We start from the raw sequence: 20,794 nt of genomic DNA, 5'->3' as shown, positions 1-20,794 counted from the left end.
ATGACGAAGCGCACCGCCGTACGTGCCGCCGCCACGGGGACGCTCGCCGCCGCCCTCGCCGGCCTCGCCCCGTGCACCGCGCTGGCCGCCCAGGTGCCCGCGCCGCCGGCCCCCGCCCGGGCGAGCGTGGCCGCCGCCCACGACGTGGCCGCGGCCCCCGCGACCGTGGCGGAGCTGACCCGCTTCTTCGCCGCCGACAAGGCCCGCGGCGGCGCCCGCACCGCGGCGTCCGCGCGCACCGCCCCGCACATCGAGGGCGCCACCGTCCCGGTCTACGTCCTGTCGCCGGACTTCGTCCGCGGCAAGGCCGACGCCCCCGTCGCCCGCCTGGAGTTCCTCGCCACCAAGGCCGTCGCCGGCGACGGCCGCACGGCGTCCGTGTGGACCGTGCGGCGGGGTGCCGGGTGGAAGGTCGTCAACATCGCCAGCGGCGACGACGAGACCCGCTACGCCGCCGCCGGGGCCGCCCGGGATGCCACGGGAACGGTCTTCCACGAGCCGCAGATCGACGCCTGGTACGTCCAGCGCGGCGACCGCATCGAACCCCTGGACGCGGCGGCCCGCAAGGCCGTGGGCGACCGCGGAACCACCGTCGCGGCCTACCGGAAGCGCGTCGAGAAGGCGTACGGCGACAAGCTCCCCGGCTCCGCGTACGACAGGCGGGGAGAGGCGGGCGGCTACGGTCCGCAGGGCGGGCAGGGCGCCGCACCGGATGCCGCGGCCCGGGCCGCGGGCAGCCCCGGCGCGCCCGTCGCGGCCGACACGGTGACCGGCGACAGCATCACGGTCGCCGCCGCCTCCACCGTGGCGGGCGTCGCGGCCCTGCTCGCCCTGGGCCTCTCAGGTGCGGCGGCTCTGCGGCGGCGCAGGGAGCGCTGAGGGGATGAACGCCGAGGAGACTCCGAGGCCGAGCAGGCTCTGAGGCTGAGCAGGCCCTGAGGCCGAGCAGGCCTTGAGGAAGAGCTGAGGAGACGCTGAGGAAGCAGCGCTGAGGAGGCGCCGGAGAAGCGCCGGAGAAGCGCCGGAGAAGCGCAGAAGAGGCGCTGCGGGGGTGGGGTCGCGGGGGCGGGAGGTCGGCTGCTGGCCGCCGGATTCTTCCCCCGCCCCCACCCCCTCCTCCCCCTTCGGGGGGAGGGGGCGGGGGGTGGGTTCGGGGGTGGGGGGATCCGAGCCCGCCGCCCCACCCCGCCCCCGTCCCCACCTCCACCCCCACCCCCGCCGACTGACGCCGTGATTGTCGGTGGCGGTCAGTAGGGTGGTGGGCATGGCAGACCCCAGCAGCTACCGACCCAAGCCGGGACAGATCCCCGACTCGCCGGGGGTCTATAAATTCCGCGACGAGCACGGCCGGGTCATCTACGTCGGCAAGGCCAAGAGCCTGCGCCAGCGCCTGGCCAACTACTTCCAGGACCTGGCCGGCCTCCATCCGCGTACGCGCACGATGGTCACCACCGCCGCCTCCGTCGAGTGGACCGTGGTCTCCACCGAGGTCGAGGCGCTCCAGCTCGAATACACCTGGATCAAGGAGTTCGACCCCCGGTTCAACGTCAAGTACCGCGACGACAAGAGCTATCCGTATCTCGCGGTGACGCTCGACGAAGAGTTCCCCCGCGTCCAGGTGATGCGCGGCGCCAAGAAGAAGGGCGTGCGCTACTTCGGCCCGTACGGGCAGGCCTGGGCCATCCGCGAGACCGTCGACCTGATGCTGCGCGTCTTCCCCGTACGGACGTGCTCCGCCGGCGTCTTCAAGCGCTCCGCCCAGATCGGCCGCCCCTGCCTGCTCGGCTACATCGGCAAGTGCTCGGCCCCCTGCGTCGGCCGGATCTCCCCCGAGGAGCACCGCGAACTCGCCGAGGAGTTCTGCGACTTCATGGCCGGCCGCACCGGCGCGTACCTCCGCCGCCTGGAGCGCCGGATGCAGGAGGCGGCCGAGGAGATGGAGTACGAGCGCGCCGCCCGGCTGCGGGACGACATAGGCGCGCTCCGGCGGGCGATGGAGAAGAGCGCCGTGGTGCTCGCCGACGCCACCGACGCCGACCTGGTCGCCGTCGCCGAGGACGAACTCGAAGCCGCCGTCCAGATCTTCCACGTTCGCGGCGGCCGGGTGCGCGGCCAGCGCGGCTGGGTCACCGACAAGGTCGAGGCCGTCACCACCGCCGGCCTCGTGGAGCACGCCCTCCAGCAGCTGTACGGGGAGGAGCAGGGCGACGCGGTCCCCAAGGAGGTCCTGGTCCCGGCGCTCCCCGAGCCGGTCGAGCCGATCGCCCAGTGGCTCTCCCAGCGCCGCGGTTCCCAGGTCTCGCTGCGCATCCCGCAGCGCGGCGACAAGAAGGACCTGATGGCCACGGTCGGGCGCAACGCCCAGCAGGCGCTCGCCCTGCACAAGACCAAGCGCGCCTCCGACCTGACCACCCGCTCCCGCGCCCTGGAGGAGATCGCCCAGGCCCTCGGCCTGGACACGGTCCCGCTGCGCATCGAGTGCTTCGACATCTCGCACCTCCAGGGCGATGACGTCGTCGCCTCGATGGTGGTGTTCGAGGACGGCCTCGCCCGGAAGAGCGAATACCGCCGATTCCAGATCAAGGGTTTCGCGGGTCAGGACGATGTGCGCTCCATGCACGAGGTCATCGGCCGCCGCTTCAAGCGCTACCTCCAGGAGAAGCAGAAGTCGGGGGAGTGGACGCAGGAGCCGCCCGAGGGCACTCCCGCGGAGGCCGACGGCGTCCCGGATGCCGCGGACGGCCGCCTCACCGACGACGACGGCCGCCCCAAGAGGTTCGCCTATCCGCCCCAGCTCGTGGTCGTCGACGGCGGCGCCCCCCAGGTGGCGGCGGCCCGCCGGGCCATGGACGAGCTCGGGATCGACGACGTCGCGGTCTGCGGCCTGGCCAAGCGCCTCGAAGAGGTCTGGCTGCCCGACGAGGAGGACCCGGTCGTGCTGCCGCGCAGCAGCGAAGGGCTCTATCTGCTCCAGCGGGTCCGCGACGAGGCGCACCGCTTCGCGATCACGTACCAGCGCAGCAAGCGCACCAAGCGGCTGAAGGCGTCCCCGCTCGACGCCGTGGCCGGGCTGGGCGAGACCCGCCGCCAGGCACTCCTGAAGCACTTCGGTTCGTTGAAGAAGCTGCGGGCCGCGACGATCGACGAGATCTGCCAGGTGCCGGGGGTCGGCCGCAAGACCGCCGAGACGGTCGCCGCGGCGCTGGCCGCGGCGGCGCCGTCCGCACCGGCGGTGAACACCGCCACAGGAGAGATCATTGAAGATGACGAGGCCCCGCCGGCCGCGTTGTCAGCAGAACGGGGGCAGGACCGATGAGCAGCACACCGCATGACATGCAAGAACCCGAGCGATCCGAGAGATCCGAGAGAGATGGTGCACAGGTGAGTACGGGCACGATGCGCGAAGCCGACCAGGGCGAGAGCGCCGCGATCCCCGAGCTGGTGATCATCTCCGGCATGTCCGGCGCCGGCCGCAGCACGGCCGCGAAGTGCCTGGAGGACCTCGGCTGGTTCGTCGTCGACAACATCCCGCCCGAGCTGATCCCGCCGATGGTCGAGCTGGGCGCCCGCTCGCAGGGCAATGTCGCCAAGATCGCCGTCGTCGTCGACGTGCGCGGCCGTCGCTTCTTCGCCAACCTCAAGGAATCCCTGGCCACCCTCGACGCGCAGAACGTGAAGCGCCGCATCGTCTTCCTGGAGTCCTCCGACGAGGCCCTGGTGCGTCGCTTCGAGTCGGTCCGTCGCCCGCACCCCCTCCAGGGCGACGGCCGGATCGTCGACGGTATCGCCGCCGAGCGCGATCTGCTGCGCGAACTGCGCGGCGACGCCGACCTGGTCATCGACACCTCCAGCCTGAACGTCCACGAGCTCCGCGCCAAGCTGGACGCCCAGTTCGCCGGTGAGGAGGTTCCCGAACTCCGCGCCACGGTCATGTCGTTCGGCTTCAAGTACGGCCTCCCGGTCGACGCCGACATGGTCATCGACTGCCGCTTCATCCCCAACCCGCACTGGGTCCCGGAGCTGCGCCCCTTCACGGGCCTGAACGAAGAGGTCTCCAACTACGTCTTCAACCAGCCCGGTTCCAAGGAGTTCCTGGACGGCTATGCCGAGCTGCTGCGGCTGGTCGCCGAGGGCTACCGCCGCGAGGGCAAGCGCTATGTGACCATCGCCGTGGGCTGCACCGGCGGCAAGCACCGCAGCGTCGCGATGTCCGAGAAGCTGGCCCGCCGGCTGGTGTCCGAAGGTGTCGAAACGGTCGTCGTCCACCGGGACATGGGGCGCGAGTGACCGCCCGTACGCCCCGGCTGCGCCGGGTCCGCCGCTTCGTCTCCAGCGGCCGTACGTCGAAGGGAGCCACCCCGAAAGTGGTGGCACTCGGCGGCGGTATGGGCCTGTCCGCCTCGCTCGCCGCCCTGCGCCGCATCACCGGGGACCTGACCGCCGTGGTCACCGTCGCCGACGACGGCGGCTCCAGCGGCCGGCTCCGCGACGAGCTGGGCGTGCTGCCGCCCGGCGATCTGCGCAAGGCGCTGGCCGCGCTGTGCGGTGACGACGACTGGGGCCAGACCTGGGCCCGGGTGATCCGGCACCGCTTCACCAGCGAGGGCGAGCTGCACGACCACGCGGTCGGCAATCTGCTGATCGTCGCCCTGTGGGAGCAGCTCGGCGACCACGTCCAGGCGCTGGACCTGGTCGGCAAACTGCTCGGCGCGCACGGCCGGGTGCTGCCGATGTCGGCGGTGCCGCTGGAGCTCCAGGCCCAGGTCAAGGGCCTGGACGCGGACCATCCGGACGCGGTCTCCACGGTCCGTGGCCAGGCCACCGTCGCGCTCACCCGCGGCGAGGTGCAGTCCGTCCACGTCGTCCCCGAGGATCCGCCGGCCGTCCCCGAGGCGGTCGCCGCGGTGCGCGACGCCGACTGGGTGGTGCTGGGTCCCGGTTCGTGGTTCTCCTCGGTGATCCCGCATCTGCTGGTGCCCGAGCTGCGTGAGGCCCTGGAGGAGACCAAGGCCCGGAAGGTGCTCTCGCTCAACCTCGCGCCGCAACCCGGCGAAACCGATGGCTTCTCCCCGCAGCGTCATTTGGAGGTTTTGGCCCGACACGCCCCTAAACTCGCCTTCGACGTGGTGCTGGCCGACAAGGCCGCGGTGCCCGACATCGACGGTCTGACGGTTGCCGCCAAGCAGCTGGTGGGCAGCGAGGTCGAGCTGGCCGCGGTCGCCGCACAAGGAGATGACGCCCGGTCCGGTGCCGGCGGAGCTCCCGACCGGCACGACCCGGAACTGCTGGCAGCCGCGTACGACCGTATTTTTCGGATGCATGGAAGGATCGGCCCATGGCGATGACGGCTGCGGTGAAGGACGAAATCTCCCGGCTTCCCGTCACCCGGACCTGCTGCCGGAAGTCGGAGGTCTCGTCGATCCTGCGGTTCGCGGGTGGTCTGCACCTGGTCAGTGGCCGCATTGTGATCGAGGCGGAGCTGGACACGGGCATCGCCGCCCGGCGGCTGCGCAAGGACATCCTGGAGATCTTCGGGCACTCCTCCGACCTGGTGGTGATGGCGCCCGGCGGGCTGCGGCGCGGCAGCCGCTATGTCGTCCGCGTGGTGGCCGGCGGCGACCAGCTGGCCCGGCAGACCGGTCTGGTCGACGGCCGCGGACGCCCCATCCGGGGCCTGCCACCGCAGGTGGTCTCCGGCGCGACCTGTGACGCCGAGGCCGCCTGGCGCGGCGCCTTCCTGGCGCACGGCTCGCTGACCGAGCCCGGCCGCTCCTCCTCCCTGGAGGTCACCTGTCCCGGTCCCGAGGCCGCCCTCGCACTGGTCGGCGCGGCCCGCCGGCTCGGCATCGGCGCCAAGGCCCGCGAGGTGCGCGGAGTGGACCGCGTCGTCGTCCGTGACGGTGACGCGATCGGCGCGCTGCTGACCCGGCTCGGCGCCCACGAGTCCGTGCTCGCCTGGGAGGAGCGGCGGATGCGCCGCGAGGTCCGGGCCACCGCCAACCGCCTCGCCAACTTCGACGACGCCAACCTCCGGCGCTCGGCGCGCGCCGCGGTCGCCGCCGGCGCCCGGGTCCAGCGTGCCCTGGAGATCCTCGGCGAAGAGGTTCCCGAGCACCTCGCGGCGGCCGGGCGGCTGCGCATGGAGCACAAGCAGGCGTCTCTGGAGGAGCTGGGCGCCCTGGCCGATCCGCCGCTTACCAAGGACGCGGTCGCCGGGCGGATCCGCCGGCTGCTGGCGATGGCCGACAAGCGGGCCCAGGACCTCGGCATCCCGGGCACCGAATCCAACCTCACCGAGGAGCTCGCCGACGGGATGGTCGGCTGACCCGGAGCGCCCCTCGTTCCCGCGCGCCCCCGGCACCCGTACTGGTGCCGGGGGCGCGTGCGTGCGGACGCCGTGCGGGTGCGGGTACCCGCGGACCACAGAGGGGCTCGAAGCCGCTCACCTGAGCATCTTTGGGCGCCGATGTCAATGTCACGTACGTCTCTTCCAGGAGGTAGGGTCGTAGGCGGTCGGGGACAGCCCATACAGCTCGCCGGTAACCAAAACCGGCGTACCAACGAGGAGATCGGTTCGTGACGATCCGCGTAGGCATCAACGGATTCGGCCGCATTGGTCGCAACTACTTCCGCGCGCTCCTGGAGCAGGGTGCGGACATCGAGATCGTCGGTGTCAACGACCTGACCGATAACGCCACCCTGGTTCACCTGCTGAAGTACGACAGCATCCTGGGGCGCCTCGACGCCGAGGTCAGCCACACCGACGACACCATCACGGTCGGCAACCAGACCTTCAAGACGATGGCCGAGCGCGACCCGGCCAACCTCCCCTGGGGCGAGCTGGGCGCCGACATCGTCGTCGAGTCGACCGGCATCTTCACCAAGCGCGAGGACGCCGCCAAGCACCTCGCCGCCGGCGCCAAGAAGGTCCTGATCTCCGCGCCCGCCAAGGGCGAGGACATCACGATCGTGATGGGCGTCAACCAGGACAAGTACGACGCGGCCAACCACCACGTCATCTCCAACGCCTCCTGCACCACCAACTGCGTGGCGCCGATGGCCAAGGTTCTCGACGAGAACTTCGGCATCGTCAAGGGCATGATGACCACGGTCCACGCGTACACCAACGACCAGCGCATCCTGGACTTCCCGCACAAGGACCTGCGCCGCGCCCGCGCCGCCGCGGAGAACATCATCCCGACCTCGACCGGTGCCGCCAAGGCCACCGCCCTGGTCCTCCCGCAGCTCAAGGGCAAGCTGGACGGCATCGCCATGCGCGTGCCGGTTCCCACCGGTTCGGTCACCGACCTGGTGCTGGAGCTCGACCGCGAGGTCAGCAAGGACGAGATCAACACCGCCTTCCAGAAGGCCGCCGAGGGCCAGCTGAAGGGCGTCCTGGAGTACACCGAGGACCCGATCGTCTCCTCGGACATCGTGAACTGGCCGGCCTCCTGCACCTTCGACTCGCAGCTCACGATGGTCCAGGGCAAGCAGGTCAAGGTCGTCGGGTGGTATGACAACGAGTGGGGCTACTCCAACCGCCTGGTGGACCTGACCGTCTTCGTCGGCGGCCAGCTCTGATCTCTGCCTGACGACATCGAGGGCACCGAGATGTGAGGACGGGGCTCGTAGGGCGCGAAGATGCGTCGTACGGGCCCTGACCCATGACGTACCGAACCAACCGGAGTCACTTCACATGAAGACGATCGACGACCTCGCCCGAGACGGCGTTGCGGGCAAGCGGGTCTTCGTCCGCGCCGACCTGAACGTCCCGCTGGACGGCACCACCATCACCGACGACGGCCGGATCCGTGCCGTCGCCCCGACGATCGCCAAGCTCACCGGACTCGGCGCCAGGGTGATCGTCGCCTCCCACCTGGGCCGTCCCAAGGGCGCCCCGGACCCGGCCTTCTCGCTGGCCCCCGCGGCCGAGCGGCTGGGCGAAATCCTCGGCCAGGACGTGGCGTTCGCGACCGACACGGTCGGCGACTCCGCCCGGACCGTGACCGAGGGCCTGGCCGACGGCCAGGTGGCGGTCCTGGAGAACCTCCGCTTCAACGCGGGTGAGACCAGCAAGGACGACGCCGAGCGCGGCGACTTCGCCGACCGGCTCGCCCGGCTCGCGGACCTGTACGTGGGCGACGGCTTCGGCGCCGTGCACCGCAAGCATGCCTCGGTCTTCGACCTGCCCCGGCGGCTGCCGCACGCCGCCGGCGACCTGATCGCCACCGAGGTCGGTGTCCTGAAGAAGCTCACCGAGGACGTCAAGCGCCCCTACGTGGTGCTGCTCGGCGGCGCCAAGGTCTCCGACAAGCTCGCCGTCATCGACCAGCTGATCGAGAAGGCCGACCGCATCCTGGTCGGCGGCGGCATGGCGTACACCTTCCTGGCGGCCAAGGGCCACGAGGTCGGCATCTCGCTGCTCCAGAAGGACCAGATCCCGGCCTGCCTGGAATACCTGGCGCGCGCCGAGAAGCGTGGCGTGGAGTTCGTGCTCCCCACCGACGTGCTGGTTTCGGCCGATTTCCCGGATCTGAAGACCAAGGCCCCGGCCGATTTCGAGGTCGTTGACGCGGATGCCATCCCGGCCGACAAGGAGGGCCTGGACATCGGCCCCAAGACCCGCGAGCTCTACGCCGCGAAGCTCGCCGACGCGGGCACCGTCTTCTGGAACGGCCCGATGGGCGTCTTCGAGCACCCCGACTACGCGGGCGGCACCAAGGCGGTCGCGCAGGGGCTGCTGGACTCGCCGGCGTTCACCGTCGTCGGCGGTGGCGACTCGGCCGCCGCGGTACGCCTGCTCGGCTTCGACGAGAATGCTTTCGGCCACATTTCGACCGGCGGCGGCGCCAGCCTCGAATACCTCGAGGGCAAGACGCTCCCCGGCCTCGCCGCACTGGAGGACTGAACCACCGTGAACGCGCTGAACAACGGACGTACCCCGCTGATGGCGGGCAACTGGAAGATGAACCTCAACCACCTCGAGGCCATCGCCCACGTCCAGAAGCTCGCCTTCGCCCTCAACGACAAGGACTTCGACGCCGTGGAGGTGGCGGTCCTGCCGCCCTTCACCGACCTGCGCTCGGTGCAGACCCTGGTCGACGGCGACAAGCTCAAGATCAAGTACGGCGCCCAGGACCTGTCGGCGCACGACTCCGGTGCGTACACCGGTGAGATCTCCGGCGCGATGCTGGCCAAGCTCAAGTGCGCGTACGTGGCCATCGGCCACAGCGAGCGCCGCCAGTACCACGGCGAGAACGAGGAGATCTGCAACGCCAAGGTCAAGGCCGCGTTCAAGCACGGCCTCACCCCGATCCTGTGCGTCGGCGAGGGGCTGGACGTGCGCAAGGCCGGAAACCAGGTCGCGCACACCCTCGCCCAGGTCGACGGCGGCCTGAAGGACGTCCCCGCCGAGCAGGCCGAGACCATCGTGATCGCCTACGAGCCGGTGTGGGCCATCGGCACCGGCGAGGTCGCCACGCCCGAGGACGCCCAGGAGGTCTGCGGTGCCATCCGCGCCCGCCTCGCCGAGCTCTACAGCCAGGAGCTGGCCGACAAGGTCCGCATCCAGTACGGCGGCTCGGTCAAGTCCGGCAACGTCGCGGCGATCATGGCGCAGCCGGACGTCGACGGCGCCCTGATCGGCGGCGCGGCGCTGGACGCGGACGAATTCGTCAAGATCGTCCGCTTCCGCGATCAGTAGCAGCTATGACGACGGGCCCGGCCCGTCGTACCCTGTCGGGGCCGGGTCCGGCGTCTTGAGCGCCGCCCCCGGCCCCGCACCATTGGTCTTCGGTGGAAGGCCGGCACGTTCCGTCCGTCAGTCCTAGAGAGTTGGTCCAGCCGTGGTCATCGGATTCTCGATCGCCCTCATCGTCTTCAGCTTGCTGCTGATGATGCTGGTGCTCATGCACAAGGGGAAGGGCGGCGGCCTGTCCGACATGTTCGGTGGCGGTATGCAGTCCTCCGTCGGCGGCTCCTCGGTCGCGGAGCGGAACCTCGACCGCATCACCATCGTGATCGGTCTGCTCTGGTTCGCGTGCATCGTCGTGCTCGGCGTCCTGATGAAGCTCGGCAGCTGACATACCGTCGGAGACGCGGCCTATCATGAAAGGCAGCGTCCTGGGACGGGTAACTCGTGTCACTGGACGCGCGTTGGGCCTTACGTAGACTGGGGCGCCCGCAGCGCGCGGCTGTGAGAGGCATTGCAGCACCATTACGCAGGGAGTTACGACCGTGGCAAGTGGCAACGCGATCCGAGGAAGTCGGGTCGGGGCGGGGCCGATGGGGGAGGCCGAGCGCGGCGAGTCCGCGCCGCGCATCCGCATCTCCTTCTGGTGCTCCAACGGGCACGAGACGCAGCCCAGCTTCGCCGGCGATGCGCAGGTTCCGGACACCTGGGACTGCCCGCGCTGTGGTTTCCCGGCCGGCAAGGACCGGGACAGCCCGCCGGACCCGCCGCGCACCGAGCCGTACAAGACCCACCTCGCCTACGTCCGGGAGCGCCGCAGCGACGCCGACGGTGAGGCGATTCTGGCGGAGGCGCTCGCCAAGCTCCGCGGCGAGATCTGACGGACGGCGGCGGACGAGAACGCAACACGAGCGGCCCGGCCGGAGGGACACCCCCTCCGGCCGGGCCGTTCGCGTGGTCCGCACCGGTCAAGGCCCCCTGGGCAGGGTGCTGTCGAGGCGCCGTCGGGGCGCCGCCGGGTACTCGTGGACGGTCTGAGGCAGCGGATGGGGAAGGTGCCCGAGGCCCGTTGTCAGTGGTCGCCCGTACGGTTTTTCGTAGGCGCTTGTGCAGCGGATCCGCAGGACGTGGTTCCGCGGTCGGCAGAGGTGTACGGGGGGTGGGCATGACGGGCGCGGAAGCGGGCGGTGCGGCGGGAGTTGGGGCGCTCGCCTGGCGGGGCGGGTTCGGGCGGTTGTGGAGTGCGGCGGCCGTCTCCCGGTTCGGCGACGCGCTGCGCGGGACGGCGCTGCCGCTGCTCGCCTACGCGCTGACGGATTCGCCGCTGCTGATCTCGCTGGTCACCGTCTGCGGCTTTCTGCCCTGGCTGTTCTTCGGGCTGCTGGGCGGCGCGGTCGCCGACCGTGTCGACCAGCGGCGGGCGATGTGGGCGGTCGATGTGGCGCGCGGGCTGTTGGTGGCCGGGTTCGCGCTGGCGGTGGCGCTCGGCCGGGCCGGGATCGGGCTGCTGCTGGTGCTGGCGTTCGCCCTGACGACCCTCCAGACGCTCTTCGACAACGCCGCCACGGCCCTGCTGCCGTCGGTGGTGGCCAAGGAGTCGCTGGCGACCGCCAACGCCCGTCTGATGACCGGCCAGGAGCTGGTCGGCCGGTTCGTCGGCGGACCGGTGGCGCCGGTGCTGATCGGGTCGGCCGCCGCGCTGCCCTTCGCGGCCGACGCGGCGACCTATCTCGTCGCCGCCGCCCTGGTGGCCTCGCTGCGGACCGCCGCCCCGCCCCGGCCGCGGGCCGCCGCCGGGCGCACCCTGCGGCGCGAAATAGCCGACGGCATACGGGCGTTGTGGCGCGACCGGGTGCTGCGCGCGCTCTGCCTGTCCGTCTCGCTGGGCAACATCGGCATCGGCGCGCTGATCGCGACGCTCGTCGTGACCGTCCGGGGTTGGCTGGGCGCCGGGGACGTCGGCTATGCCGTGGTGACGACCGGATACGGCGCGGGGACGGTGCTCGGCGGGCTGGTGGCCGGCCACGTGATCGCCGCGGCCGGTGGCCGGGCCCGCACGCTGCTCCTGGCCGGTTCGCTGCAGAGTGCGGTGCTGGTCTCCTTCGGGACGGTGCGCGCGCTGTGGCCCGCGGCCCTGGCGCTGGGCCTGTTCGGCTTCGCGGGCGCGGTGTGGAACGTCCTGGAGACGACGGCGGTGCAGCAGCGCAGCCCGGAGGGGATGCTGGGCCGGATCGGCTCCGCGTTCCGCACGGTCTCCATCGCCGGTACGCCCCTGGGCGCGCTGCTCGGCGGTGCGGTCGCCGCGGCCCTGGGGGCCGATGCCCCGGCGCTGCTGGCCGCCGCGCTGCTGGGGCTGGGCACCCTCGTGCTGATACCGGCTGTTCGGACCGGCGACAGCACTTCGTCCGACAGCGGACAGATACCTCATACCGTGTCCTGATCAATTAGGTTGGAGGACGGCGGGGCCGCTACGAGACGAAGAAGGCTGATGTCCGAGATGAACGCAGAAGGCCGCAGCAGGCTCGACCAGTTGCCCGAGTGGACCGCGTTGCGCAAGCACCGCGAGCAGCTGGGGGAGGTGCACCTGCGCGAGCTGTTCGACAGGGATCCCGACCGCGCCCGGCGGTTCACCCTCCAGGTCGGCGATCTGCACCTGGACTTCTCCAAGCACCTGGTCACCGACGAGACGCTGCGGCTGCTCCGCGAGCTGGCCGCGGCGACCGGCGTGGCCGAGCTGCGGGAGGCCATGTTCCGCGGCGAGAAGATCAACATCACCGAGAACCGCTCCGTGCTGCACACCGCGCTGCGCGCGCCCGGCTCGGCCGTCATCACGTCCGACGGCGTCAACGTCGTCCCCGCGGTGCAGCACGTCCTGACGAAGATGGCCACCTTCGCCGACCGGGTCCGCTCCGGCGACTGGAAGGGCCACACCGGCCGGCGCATCAGGACGGTCGTCAACATCGGTATCGGCGGCTCGGATCTGGGCCCGGCCATGGCGTACGAGGCGCTGCGCGCCTACACCCACCGGGACATGCAGTTCCGCTTCGTGTCCAACGTGGACGGCGCCGATCTGCACGAGGCGCTGCGCGATCTGGACCCGGCCGAGACGCTGTTCGTCATCGCCTCGAAGACCTTCACCACGATCGAGACGATCACCAACGCCACCTCCGCCCGCGACTGGCTGCTGAGCGGCCTGGGCGCCGATGAACAGGCCGTCGCCAAGCACTTCGTGGCGCTGTCGACCAACGCCGAGAAGGTCGCGGAGTTCGGCATCGACACGGTCAACATGTTCGAGTTCTGGGACTGGGTCGGCGGTCGCTACTCCTACGACTCCGCCATCGGCCTGTCGCTGATGATCGCGATCGGCCCGGCGCGGTTCCGCGAGATGCTGGCCGGCTTTCATCTCGTCGACGAGCACTTCCGCTCCGCCCCGGTGGAGGAGAACGTCCCGCTGCTGCTGGGCCTGCTGGGGATCTGGTACGGCAACTTCTGGGACGCCCAGTCGCATGCGGTGCTGCCGTACAGCCACTACCTCTCCAAGTTCACCGCATACCTCCAGCAGCTGGACATGGAGTCCAACGGCAAGTCCGTGGACCGCCAGGGCCATCAGGTCGGCTGGCAGACCGGACCGGTCGTCTGGGGCACGCCCGGCACCAACGGCCAGCACGCCTACTACCAGCTGCTCCACCAGGGCACCAAGATGATCCCGGCCGACCTCATCGGCTTCGCCCGGCCGGTCGACGACCTCCGGCCCGGTCTGGTCGCCCAGCACGACCTGCTGATGGCCAACCTCTTCGCGCAGGGCCAGGCGCTGGCGTTCGGCAAGACGCCCGACGAGGTGCGCGCCGAGGGCGTGGCCGAGGAGCTGGTGCCGCACCGGACGTTCCGGGGCAACCACCCCACCAGCACGATCCTGGCGGCGGAGCTCACCCCGTCCGTACTGGGCCAGTTGATCGCGCTGTACGAGCACAAGGTGTTCGTCCAGGGCGCGGTGTGGAACATCGACTCCTTCGACCAGTGGGGCGTCGAGCTGGGCAAGGTGCTGGCCAAGCGCGCGGAGCCGGCGCTGACCGAGACGTCGGCATCAGCCGCTGCCGCGGCGGGCGAGGTGCCGGGCCTGGACCCGTCCACCGCCGGGCTGGTCGCCAAGTACCGCGAGTTGCGCGGGCGTTGACGCGGTACGCCGACGGCCCCACACCCGCGGAGGGTGTGGGGCCGTCGGCGGCTCAGCGGCTCAGGACGACGCCGGCGGGTAGAGGCCGCGCGGCAGTTGGGAGGCCGCCGCCTCGTCCAGCAGCCACAGCGTGCGGCTGCGGCCCCGGGCACCGGCCGCCGGTGCCTGGATCTCCCCGGCACCGGAGAGCGCGATCGCCGCGGCCCCGGCCTTGTCCGCGCCGGCCGCCAGCAACCACACCTCGCGTGCCGCGCGGATCGCCGGCAGGGTCAGCGTGATCCGGGTCGGCGGCGGCTTGGGTGCGCCGTGCACGCCGACCACCGTCCGCTCCCGCTCGTGGACCGCGGGCAGTTCGGGGAACAGCGAGGCGACATGGGTGTCCGGGCCGACGCCCAGCAGCAGCACGTCGAAGGACGGCACCGGACCGTGGTCCTCCGGCCCGGCCGCGGCGGCGAGTTCGAGGGCGTACTCCTCGGCCGCCGCGTCCGCGTCGTTGCCGAAGCGGCCACCGGCCGGCTCCATCGGGTGCACCCGCGCCGGGTCCAGCGGGACGCCGTCCAGCAGCGCCGCGCGGGCCTGGGTGTGGTTGCGCTCCGGGTCCCCCTCCGGCAGGAACCGCTCATCGCCCCACCACAGGTCCAGCCGGGACCAGTCGACGGCGTCCCGGGCGGGCGCCTCGGCGAGGGCCGCGAGCAGCCCGTTGCCGTTGCGCCCGCCGGTCAGCACGACGGAGGCGGAGCCGCGGGCCGCCTGGGCGTCCACGATCTTGGTGATCAGCCGGGCCGCCGCGGCCCTGGCCATCAGCTCCTTGTCGCGGTGGACGACGACCTGCGGAGTGCTCACTTGGCGGCTGCCTTCTTGGCGGGCGCCTTCTTCGCCGCCGCCTTGGCCGGGGCGCTGCCCGCGTCCGCGGAGGCGCCGGCCTCCGGTGCCGCCGGCCGGTCCGCCGCGGCCGGTGCCGCCGGCTGTCCGTCCGGTTCGCCGATCCGCTCCACGCCGTACTTCAGCGCGGTGGCGTAGGTGTCGTCCGGGTCGAGCCGGCGCAGCTCCTCGGCGAGCAGCTCGGAGGTCTCCCGCCGCTTGAGCGCCACCGCGCGGTCCGGCTGGCCGCGCATGGAGAGGGTGGCCAGCGAGCCGTCCGGGCGGTCCAGGACGATCGTCCCGCCGCTGGACTCCAGCCGCACCGCGGTGAGCCCGGGGCCCGCCGAAACGGTGCGCCGGACCGGCACGTCCAGCCTGCTGGCGAGCCACATGGCGAGCAGCTCGCAGCTGGGGTTGAACTCCTCGCCCTCGACCACGGCCGAGGTGACCGTGCACGGCGACTGGTCGAGCGCCGCCGCCAGCATCGAGCGCCAGGGCGTGATCCGGGTCCAGGACAGGTCCGTGTCACCGGGGGTGTACGTGTCGGCGCGCGCGGACAGCTCCCGGATGGGCTCCTCGGCGGCGTAGGCGTCGGTGACCCGGCGCTGCGCCAGCGCGCCGAGCGGGTCCTTGGCCGGGTCCAGCGGGGCGTTGACGGCCCACCAGACCACCACCGGGGCGTCCGGCAGCAGCAGCGGCAGCACCACGGACTGGGCGTGGTCGATCGCCTCGCCGTAAAGCCGCAGCACCACCGTCTCGCCGGTGCCGGCGTCCGTGCCGACCCGCACCTCGGCGTCCAGGCGGGCCTTGGCGCGGTCGCGCGGCGACCGGCTGACCCGCTTGACGACGACGAGGGTGCGCGAAGGGTGTTCGCGGGACGCCTCGTTGGCCGCCTTCAGAGCGTCGTAGGCGTTCTCCTCGTCGGTCACGATGACGAGGGTGAGCACCATGCCGATGGCCGGGGTGCCGACCGCGCGGCGGCCCTGGACCAGCGCCTTGTTGATCTTGCTGGCCGTGGTTTCCGTCAGATCGATCTTCATGGCCGACGCCAGCTCCGTCCGTCTCGTGCGAGCATTTCGTCTGCCTCGACGGGGCCCCAGGTACCCGCCGGGTACTGCGCGGGCTTGCCGTGCTTGTCCCAGTACGTCTCGATCGGGTCGAGGATCTTCCAGGAGAGCTCGACCTCCTCCAGGCGGGGGAAGAGGTTGGCGTCGCCGAGCAGCACATCGAGGATCAGCCGCTCGTACGCCTCGGGGCTGGACTCCGTGAAGGACTCGCCGTACGCGAAGTCCATCGACACATCGCGCACCTCCATCGAGGTGCCGGGCACCTTGGAGCCGAACCGCACGGTCACGCCCTCGTCCGGCTGCACCCGGATGACCAGGGCGTTCTGCCCCAGCTCCTCGGTGGCGGTGTGGTCGAACGGGGAGTGCGGGGCGCGCTGGAAGACCACCGCGATCTCGGTGACCCGGCGGCCCAGGCGCTTGCCGGTCCGCAGGTAGAAGGGGACGCCCGCCCAGCGGCGGTTGTCGATCCCGAGCTTGATCGCGGCGTAGGTGTCGGTCTTCGACTTGGGGTCGATGCCGTCTTCCTCGGCGTAGCCGACGACCTGCTCGCCGCCCTGCCAGCCGGCCGTGTACTGCGCCCGGACGGTCTCCTTGCCGAGGTCCTTGGGCAGCCGGACGGCGCCCAGCACCTTGGTCTTCTCCGCGACCAGTGCGTCCGCCTCGAAGGAGGCGGGCTCCTCCATGGCGGTCAGCGCGAGCAGTTGGAGGAGGTGGTTCTGGATGACGTCGCGGGCGGCGCCGATGCCGTCGTAGTAGCCGGCCCGGCCGCCGATGCCGATGTCCTCGGCCATGGTGATCTGGACGTGGTCGACATAGCCGCGGTTCCACAGCGGCTCGAACATCGTGTTGGCGAACCGCAGCGCCAGGATGTTCTGGACCGTCTCCTTGCCCAGGTAGTGGTCGATCCGGAAGACCTCGTTGGGCGGGAAGACCTCGTGGACGATCCGGTTGAGCTCCTGGGCGCTCTCCAGGTCGTGGCCGAACGGCTTCTCGATGACCGCGCGGCGCCAGGAGTCCGCCTTCTGGTCGGCCAGCCCGTGCTTCTTGAGCTGCTGGACGACCTTGGGGAAGAACTTCGGCGGCACCGACAGGTAGAAGGCGAAGTTGCCGCCCGTGCCCTGCGCCTTGTCGAGCTCGTGGATGGTGTCCTTGAGCGTCTCGAAGGCTTCGTCGTCGTCGAAGTTGCCCTGGACGAAGCGGCAGCCCTGGACCAGCTGCTGCCAGACCTCCTCGCGGAACGGCGTACGGGCGTGCTGCTTGACGGCCTCGTACACCTCCTGCGCGAAGTCCTCGTCCTCCCACTCGCGGCGGGCGAAGCCGATGAGCGAGAAGCCCGGCGGCAGCAGCCCCCGGTTCGCCAGGTCGTAGACCGCGGGCATCAGCTTTTTACGGGACAAATCGCCCGTGACACCGAAAATGACCAGGCCCGACGGCCCCGCGATACGCGGGAGCCGTCGGTCCGCGGCGTCACGGAGCGGGTTGGCTCCGTGTGAACCAGACAAGGGAGATCAGCCCTCCGAGGGAGCGAGGCGCGCCAGTTCCGCCTCTGTCGACTTGAGCAGGTCGTTCCAGGACGCCTCGAACTTCTCCACGCCCTCGTCCTCCAGGAGCTGCACGACGTCGTCGTACGAGATCCCGAGGGCGGCGAGCGCGTCGAGGTCGGCCCGGGCCTCGGCGTAGGTGCCGCGCACCGTGTCGCCGGTGATCCGGCCGCGGGCGGCGGTGGCCTCCAGGGTGGCCTCCGGCATGGTGTTGACCGTGCCCGGGGCGACCAGCTCGTCCACGTACAGGGTGTCCTTGTACGCCGGGTCCTTCACACCGGTCGAGGCCCACAGCGGACGCTGCTTGTGGGCGCCCGCCTTGTCGAGGGCGGCGAAGCGCTCGCCGGCGAAGACCTCCTCGTACGCCTGGTACGCGAGGCGGGCGTTGGCCAGGGCGGCCTTGCCCTTGAGGGCCTTGGCCTCGTCCGTGCCGATCTTCTCCAGGCGCTTGTCGACCTCGGTGTCCACCCGGGACACGAAGAACGAGGCCACCGAGCGGATCAGGGACAGGTCCAGACCCGCGGCCCTGGCCTTCTCCAGGCCGGCCAGGTAGGCGTCCATCACCTCGCGGTAACGCTCCAGCGAGAAGATCAGCGTGACGTTGACGCTGATGCCCAGGCCGATCACCTCGGTGATGGCCGGCAGGCCCGCCTTGGTGGCCGGGATCTTGATCAGCGTGTTCGGGCGGTCCACCAGCCAGGCCAGCTGCTTGGCCTCGGCGACGGTCGCCTCGGTGTTGTGCGCCAGGCGCGGGTCGACCTCGATGGAGACCCGGCCGTCCTGGCCGCCGGTGGCGTCGAAGACCGGGCGCAGGATGTCGGCGGCGTCCCGGACGTCCGCCGTCGTGATCATGCGGATGGCCTCGTCGACGGTGACCTTGCGGGTGGCCAGGTCGTGGACCTGCTGGCGGTAGCCGTCACCCGCCGAGATCGCCTTCTGGAAGATCGACGGGTTGGTCGTGACACCGACGACGTGCTGCTGGTCGATCAGCTCGGCGAGGTTGCCGGACGTGATGCGCTTGCGCGACAGGTCGTCCAGCCAGATCGCGACGCCTTCGTCGGAGAGGCGCTTGAGTGCGTCTGTCATGGGTTCTGCATCTCCTACTTGTCGTATACGGGCGTCAGCGCGCGGCGGCGGCCAGCGATTCCCGGGCGGCGTCGGCCACCGCTTCGGGGGTGAAGCCGAACTCGCGGAAGAGGAGCTTGCCGTCGGCCGAGGCGCCGAAGTGCTCCAGGGAAACGATCCGGCCGGCGTCACCGACGTAGCGGTGCCAGGTCAGGCCGATGCCGGCTTCGACGGCGACACGGGCCCTGACGGACGGCGGCAGCACGCTGTCGCGGTACTCCTGGTCCTGCTCCTCGAACCACTCCACCGACGGCATCGACACCACGCGGGTCGGGACGCCCTCGGCCTGGAGCTGCTCACGGGCCGCGACGGCCAGCTGCAGCTCGGAACCGGTGGCGATGAGCACGGCCTGCGGCTCGGCGCGCTGCCCGTCGGCCCCTTCGGCCTCGAAGCGGACGTAACCGCCCTTGACGGTGTCCTCGTTGGCCTCGTAGGTCGGCACGCCCTGACGGGTCAGCGCCAGACCGTGCGGGGCGCCCACGCCGAACTTCTTCGTCCAGCGGCGCATGATCTCGCGCCAGGCGATCGCGGTCTCGTTGGCGTCGGCCGGGCGCACGACGTTCAGGCCCGGGATGGCGCGCAGCGAGGCCAGGTGCTCGACCGGCTGGTGGGTCGGGCCGTCCTCGCCCAGGCCGATGGAGTCGTGCGTCCACACGTACGTCACCGGCAGGTGCATCAGTGCGGACAGCCGGACGGCGTTGCGCATGTAGTCGGAGAACACCAGGAAGGTGCCGCCGTACACACGGGTGTTGCCGTGCAGCGTGATGCCGTTCATCTCCGCGGCCATGGAGTGCTCGCGGATGCCGAAGTGGATGGTGCGGCCGTAAGGGTCGGCGCCCGGCAGCGGGTTGCCCTCCGGCAGGAACGACGAGGTCTTGTCGATCGTGGTGTTGTTCGACCCCGCGAGGTCGGCGGAACCGCCCCACAGCTCGGGGATGATCGCGCCCAGCGCGTGCAGCACCTTGCCGGACGCCGCGCGGGTGGCCACCGACTTGCCGGTCTCGAACGCGGGGACGTGGTCCTGCCAGCCGTCCGGCAGCTCGCCCGCGGCGATCCGGTCGAACTCGGCGGCGCGCTCGGGGTTGGCGGTGCGCCAGGCGGCGAACGACTTCTCCCACTTGGCCCGTGCCTCACGACCGCGGTCCTGGGCGGCGCGGGTGTGCGCCAGCACCTCGTCGGCGACCTCGAAGTCCTGCTCCGGGTCGAAGCCCAGCACGCGCTTGGTGGCGGCGACCTCTTCGGCGCCCAGCGCCGAGCCGTGCGCGGCCTCGGTGTTCTGGGCGTTCGGGGCCGGCCAGGCGATGATCGAGCGGGCCGCGATGAACGACGGGCGCTCGGTCTCGGCCTTGGCGGCCTCCAGGGCCTTCGCCAGACCGGCCGGGTCCAGGTCGCCGTTGGGCAGCTGCGCGACGCGCTGGACGTGCCAGCCGTACGCCTCGTAGCGCTTGAGGGTGTCCTCGGAGACCGCGGTCTCGGTGTCGCCCTCGATGGAGATGTGGTTGTCGTCCCACAGCAGGACGAGGTTGCCGAGCTTCTGGTGGCCCGCCAGGGAGGACGCCTCGGCGGCGATGCCCTCCTGGAGGCAGCCGTCACCGGCGACGACCCAGACGGTGTGGTCGAACGGCGAGGTGCCCTGCGGCGCCTCGGGGTCGAACAGGCCGCGCTCGTAGCGGGCGGCCATCGCCATGCCCACGGCGTTGGCGACGCCCTGGCCCAGCGGCCCGGTGGTGGTCTCCACGCCGGCGGTGTGGCCGTACTCCGGGTGACCGGGGGTCTTGGAGCCCCAGGTGCGGAAGTTCTTCAGGTCGTCGAGCTCCAGGCCGTAGCCGGCCAGGTAGAGCTGGATGTAGAGCGTCAGGCTGGAGTGGCCGGCAGAGAGGACGAACCGGTCGCGGCCGGTCCAGTCCGGGTCCGCGGGATCGTGCTGCATCAGCTTCTGGAAGAGAACATAGGCGGCGGGAGCCAGGCTCATGGCCGTACCCGGATGGCCGTTACCGACCTTCTGCACGGAGTCCATGGCCAGGACACGGACGGTGTCCACAGCCCGCTGGTCCAGTTCGGTCCACTCGAAATCTGTGGTGGTCGGCTTGTTGCTCACCCTGAGTCAGGGCTCCTCTCCAGATGTCGAATACCGCGGACGGTATGTCCGCCAGGCGGTGTCGAGCCTACCCCCGTGAAAGCACGCGCCTTTTCGACGCTCAGTCGGTGAAATGGGCGCTCATCGGGTAGGCCGCGGTCACGGAAACCTGTCGCTTCAGGCAACTGAATCGGCGCTTCAGGCATTCCCGGCGCCACGGGCGACGCCATACGACCAGACTGCCGGGCGGCCGTCGCG

17 protein-coding genes are annotated in these 20,794 nt (G+C 71.2%); 12 read left to right on the top strand and 5 right to left on the bottom strand.

What is annotated here, in order from left to right:
• The 12 genes from RZ84_RS08940 to pgi all read left to right on the top strand — a co-directional run bounded on the left by RZ84_RS08940 (window position 1) and on the right by pgi (window position 13,865).
• Window positions 1-879 (top strand): hypothetical protein, encoded by an 879-nt coding sequence (locus tag RZ84_RS08940; protein ID WP_043263850.1) that lies wholly within the window; start codon window positions 1-3, stop codon window positions 877-879.
• 385 nt (window positions 880-1,264) lie between these two features.
• Complete coding sequence (gene uvrC, locus RZ84_RS08935; RefSeq protein ID WP_043263849.1) at window positions 1,265-3,316, top strand: excinuclease ABC subunit UvrC; 2,052 nt, start codon at window positions 1,265-1,267, stop codon at window positions 3,314-3,316.
• Entirely contained in the window at window positions 3,313-4,287 is a 975-nt protein-coding gene (rapZ, locus tag RZ84_RS08930; RefSeq protein ID WP_241777627.1) for an RNase adapter RapZ, read from the top strand. Before uvrC ends, rapZ begins: the two co-directional genes overlap by 4 nt.
• Window positions 4,284-5,345, top strand: coding sequence for a gluconeogenesis factor YvcK family protein (gene yvcK, locus RZ84_RS08925; RefSeq protein ID WP_043263847.1), 1,062 nt, complete (start codon window positions 4,284-4,286; stop codon window positions 5,343-5,345). Before rapZ ends, yvcK begins: the two co-directional genes overlap by 4 nt.
• Window positions 5,336-6,325 (top strand): DNA-binding protein WhiA, encoded by a 990-nt coding sequence (gene whiA / locus RZ84_RS08920; RefSeq protein WP_030282946.1) that lies wholly within the window; start codon window positions 5,336-5,338, stop codon window positions 6,323-6,325. Before yvcK ends, whiA begins: the two co-directional genes overlap by 10 nt.
• Before the next feature lie 251 nt (window positions 6,326-6,576).
• Complete coding sequence (gene gap, locus RZ84_RS08915) at window positions 6,577-7,581, top strand: type I glyceraldehyde-3-phosphate dehydrogenase (protein ID WP_043263846.1); 1,005 nt, start codon at window positions 6,577-6,579, stop codon at window positions 7,579-7,581.
• A 115-nt stretch (window positions 7,582-7,696) separates the two neighbouring features.
• Window positions 7,697-8,908, top strand: coding sequence for a phosphoglycerate kinase (locus RZ84_RS40810; RefSeq protein WP_043263845.1), 1,212 nt, complete (start codon window positions 7,697-7,699; stop codon window positions 8,906-8,908).
• Window positions 8,909-8,947: 39 nt separating this feature from the next.
• Window positions 8,948-9,703 (top strand): triose-phosphate isomerase, encoded by a 756-nt coding sequence (gene tpiA, locus RZ84_RS40805; protein WP_043269441.1) that lies wholly within the window; start codon window positions 8,948-8,950, stop codon window positions 9,701-9,703.
• Between the two features lie 142 nt (window positions 9,704-9,845).
• Window positions 9,846-10,082: a preprotein translocase subunit SecG gene (gene secG, locus RZ84_RS08900; RefSeq protein ID WP_030411885.1), complete on the top strand. Its 237-nt coding sequence runs from the start codon at window positions 9,846-9,848 to the stop codon at window positions 10,080-10,082.
• Window positions 10,083-10,236: 154 nt separating this feature from the next.
• Complete coding sequence (locus RZ84_RS08895) at window positions 10,237-10,572, top strand: RNA polymerase-binding protein RbpA (protein ID WP_016578660.1); 336 nt, start codon at window positions 10,237-10,239, stop codon at window positions 10,570-10,572.
• Between the two features lie 284 nt (window positions 10,573-10,856).
• A complete protein-coding gene (locus RZ84_RS08890) occupies window positions 10,857-12,131 on the top strand; it encodes an MFS transporter (protein WP_052230450.1) in 1,275 nt (424 codons plus the stop codon).
• 57 nt (window positions 12,132-12,188) lie between these two features.
• The gene (gene pgi / locus RZ84_RS08885; RefSeq protein ID WP_043269439.1) at window positions 12,189-13,865 is read left to right on the top strand and encodes a glucose-6-phosphate isomerase; all 1,677 of its coding nucleotides are present in this window, start codon (window positions 12,189-12,191) and stop codon (window positions 13,863-13,865) included.
• A 60-nt stretch (window positions 13,866-13,925) separates the two neighbouring features.
• On the opposite strand, the gene pgl is transcribed toward pgi, so the two are convergent.
• The 5 genes from pgl to tkt are packed head-to-tail and all read right to left on the bottom strand — an operon-like array spanning window position 13,926 to window position 20,557.
• Window positions 13,926-14,708 (bottom strand): 6-phosphogluconolactonase, encoded by a 783-nt coding sequence (gene pgl, locus RZ84_RS08880; protein ID WP_043263843.1) that lies wholly within the window; start codon window positions 14,706-14,708, stop codon window positions 13,926-13,928.
• A complete protein-coding gene (gene opcA / locus RZ84_RS08875; RefSeq protein ID WP_043263842.1) occupies window positions 14,705-15,766 on the bottom strand; it encodes a glucose-6-phosphate dehydrogenase assembly protein OpcA in 1,062 nt (353 codons plus the stop codon). The genes pgl and opcA overlap by 4 nt, the downstream gene beginning before the upstream one ends.
• Window positions 15,763-17,295, bottom strand: coding sequence for a glucose-6-phosphate dehydrogenase (zwf, locus tag RZ84_RS08870; RefSeq protein ID WP_043263841.1), 1,533 nt, complete (start codon window positions 17,293-17,295; stop codon window positions 15,763-15,765). Before zwf ends, opcA begins: the two co-directional genes overlap by 4 nt.
• Before the next feature lie 6 nt (window positions 17,296-17,301).
• Window positions 17,302-18,420 (bottom strand): transaldolase, encoded by a 1,119-nt coding sequence (tal, locus tag RZ84_RS08865; RefSeq protein ID WP_043263840.1) that lies wholly within the window; start codon window positions 18,418-18,420, stop codon window positions 17,302-17,304.
• Between the two features lie 34 nt (window positions 18,421-18,454).
• Window positions 18,455-20,557 (bottom strand): transketolase, encoded by a 2,103-nt coding sequence (gene tkt, locus RZ84_RS08860; protein ID WP_043263839.1) that lies wholly within the window; start codon window positions 20,555-20,557, stop codon window positions 18,455-18,457.
• Window positions 20,558-20,794: the final 237 nt, after the last annotated feature.

Source organism: Streptomyces sp. CT34, assembly GCF_000805335.1.
Lineage (GTDB): Bacteria > Actinomycetota > Actinomycetes > Streptomycetales > Streptomycetaceae > Streptomyces.
This window is presented reverse-complemented; position numbering and strand designations above follow the sequence as displayed.

Excerpts from the sequence above, each read along its gene's own strand:
- RZ84_RS08940 (WP_043263850.1), top strand. The coding sequence starts at position 1 with ATGACGAAGCGCACCGCCGTACGTGCCGCCGCCACGGGGACGCTCGCC.
- uvrC (WP_043263849.1), top strand. The coding sequence starts at position 1,265 with ATGGCAGACCCCAGCAGCTACCGACCCAAGCCGGGACAGATCCCCGAC.
- rapZ (WP_241777627.1), top strand. The coding sequence starts at position 3,313 with ATGAGCAGCACACCGCATGACATGCAAGAACCCGAGCGATCCGAGAGA.
- whiA (WP_030282946.1), top strand. The coding sequence starts at position 5,336 with ATGGCGATGACGGCTGCGGTGAAGGACGAAATCTCCCGGCTTCCCGTC.
- RZ84_RS40810 (WP_043263845.1), top strand. The coding sequence starts at position 7,697 with ATGAAGACGATCGACGACCTCGCCCGAGACGGCGTTGCGGGCAAGCGG.
- tpiA (WP_043269441.1), top strand. The coding sequence starts at position 8,948 with ATGGCGGGCAACTGGAAGATGAACCTCAACCACCTCGAGGCCATCGCC.
- RZ84_RS08890 (WP_052230450.1), top strand. The coding sequence starts at position 10,857 with ATGACGGGCGCGGAAGCGGGCGGTGCGGCGGGAGTTGGGGCGCTCGCC.
- pgi (WP_043269439.1), top strand. The coding sequence starts at position 12,189 with ATGAACGCAGAAGGCCGCAGCAGGCTCGACCAGTTGCCCGAGTGGACC.
- opcA (WP_043263842.1), bottom strand. The coding sequence starts at position 15,766 with ATGAAGATCGATCTGACGGAAACCACGGCCAGCAAGATCAACAAGGCG.
- tal (WP_043263840.1), bottom strand. The coding sequence starts at position 18,420 with ATGACAGACGCACTCAAGCGCCTCTCCGACGAAGGCGTCGCGATCTGG.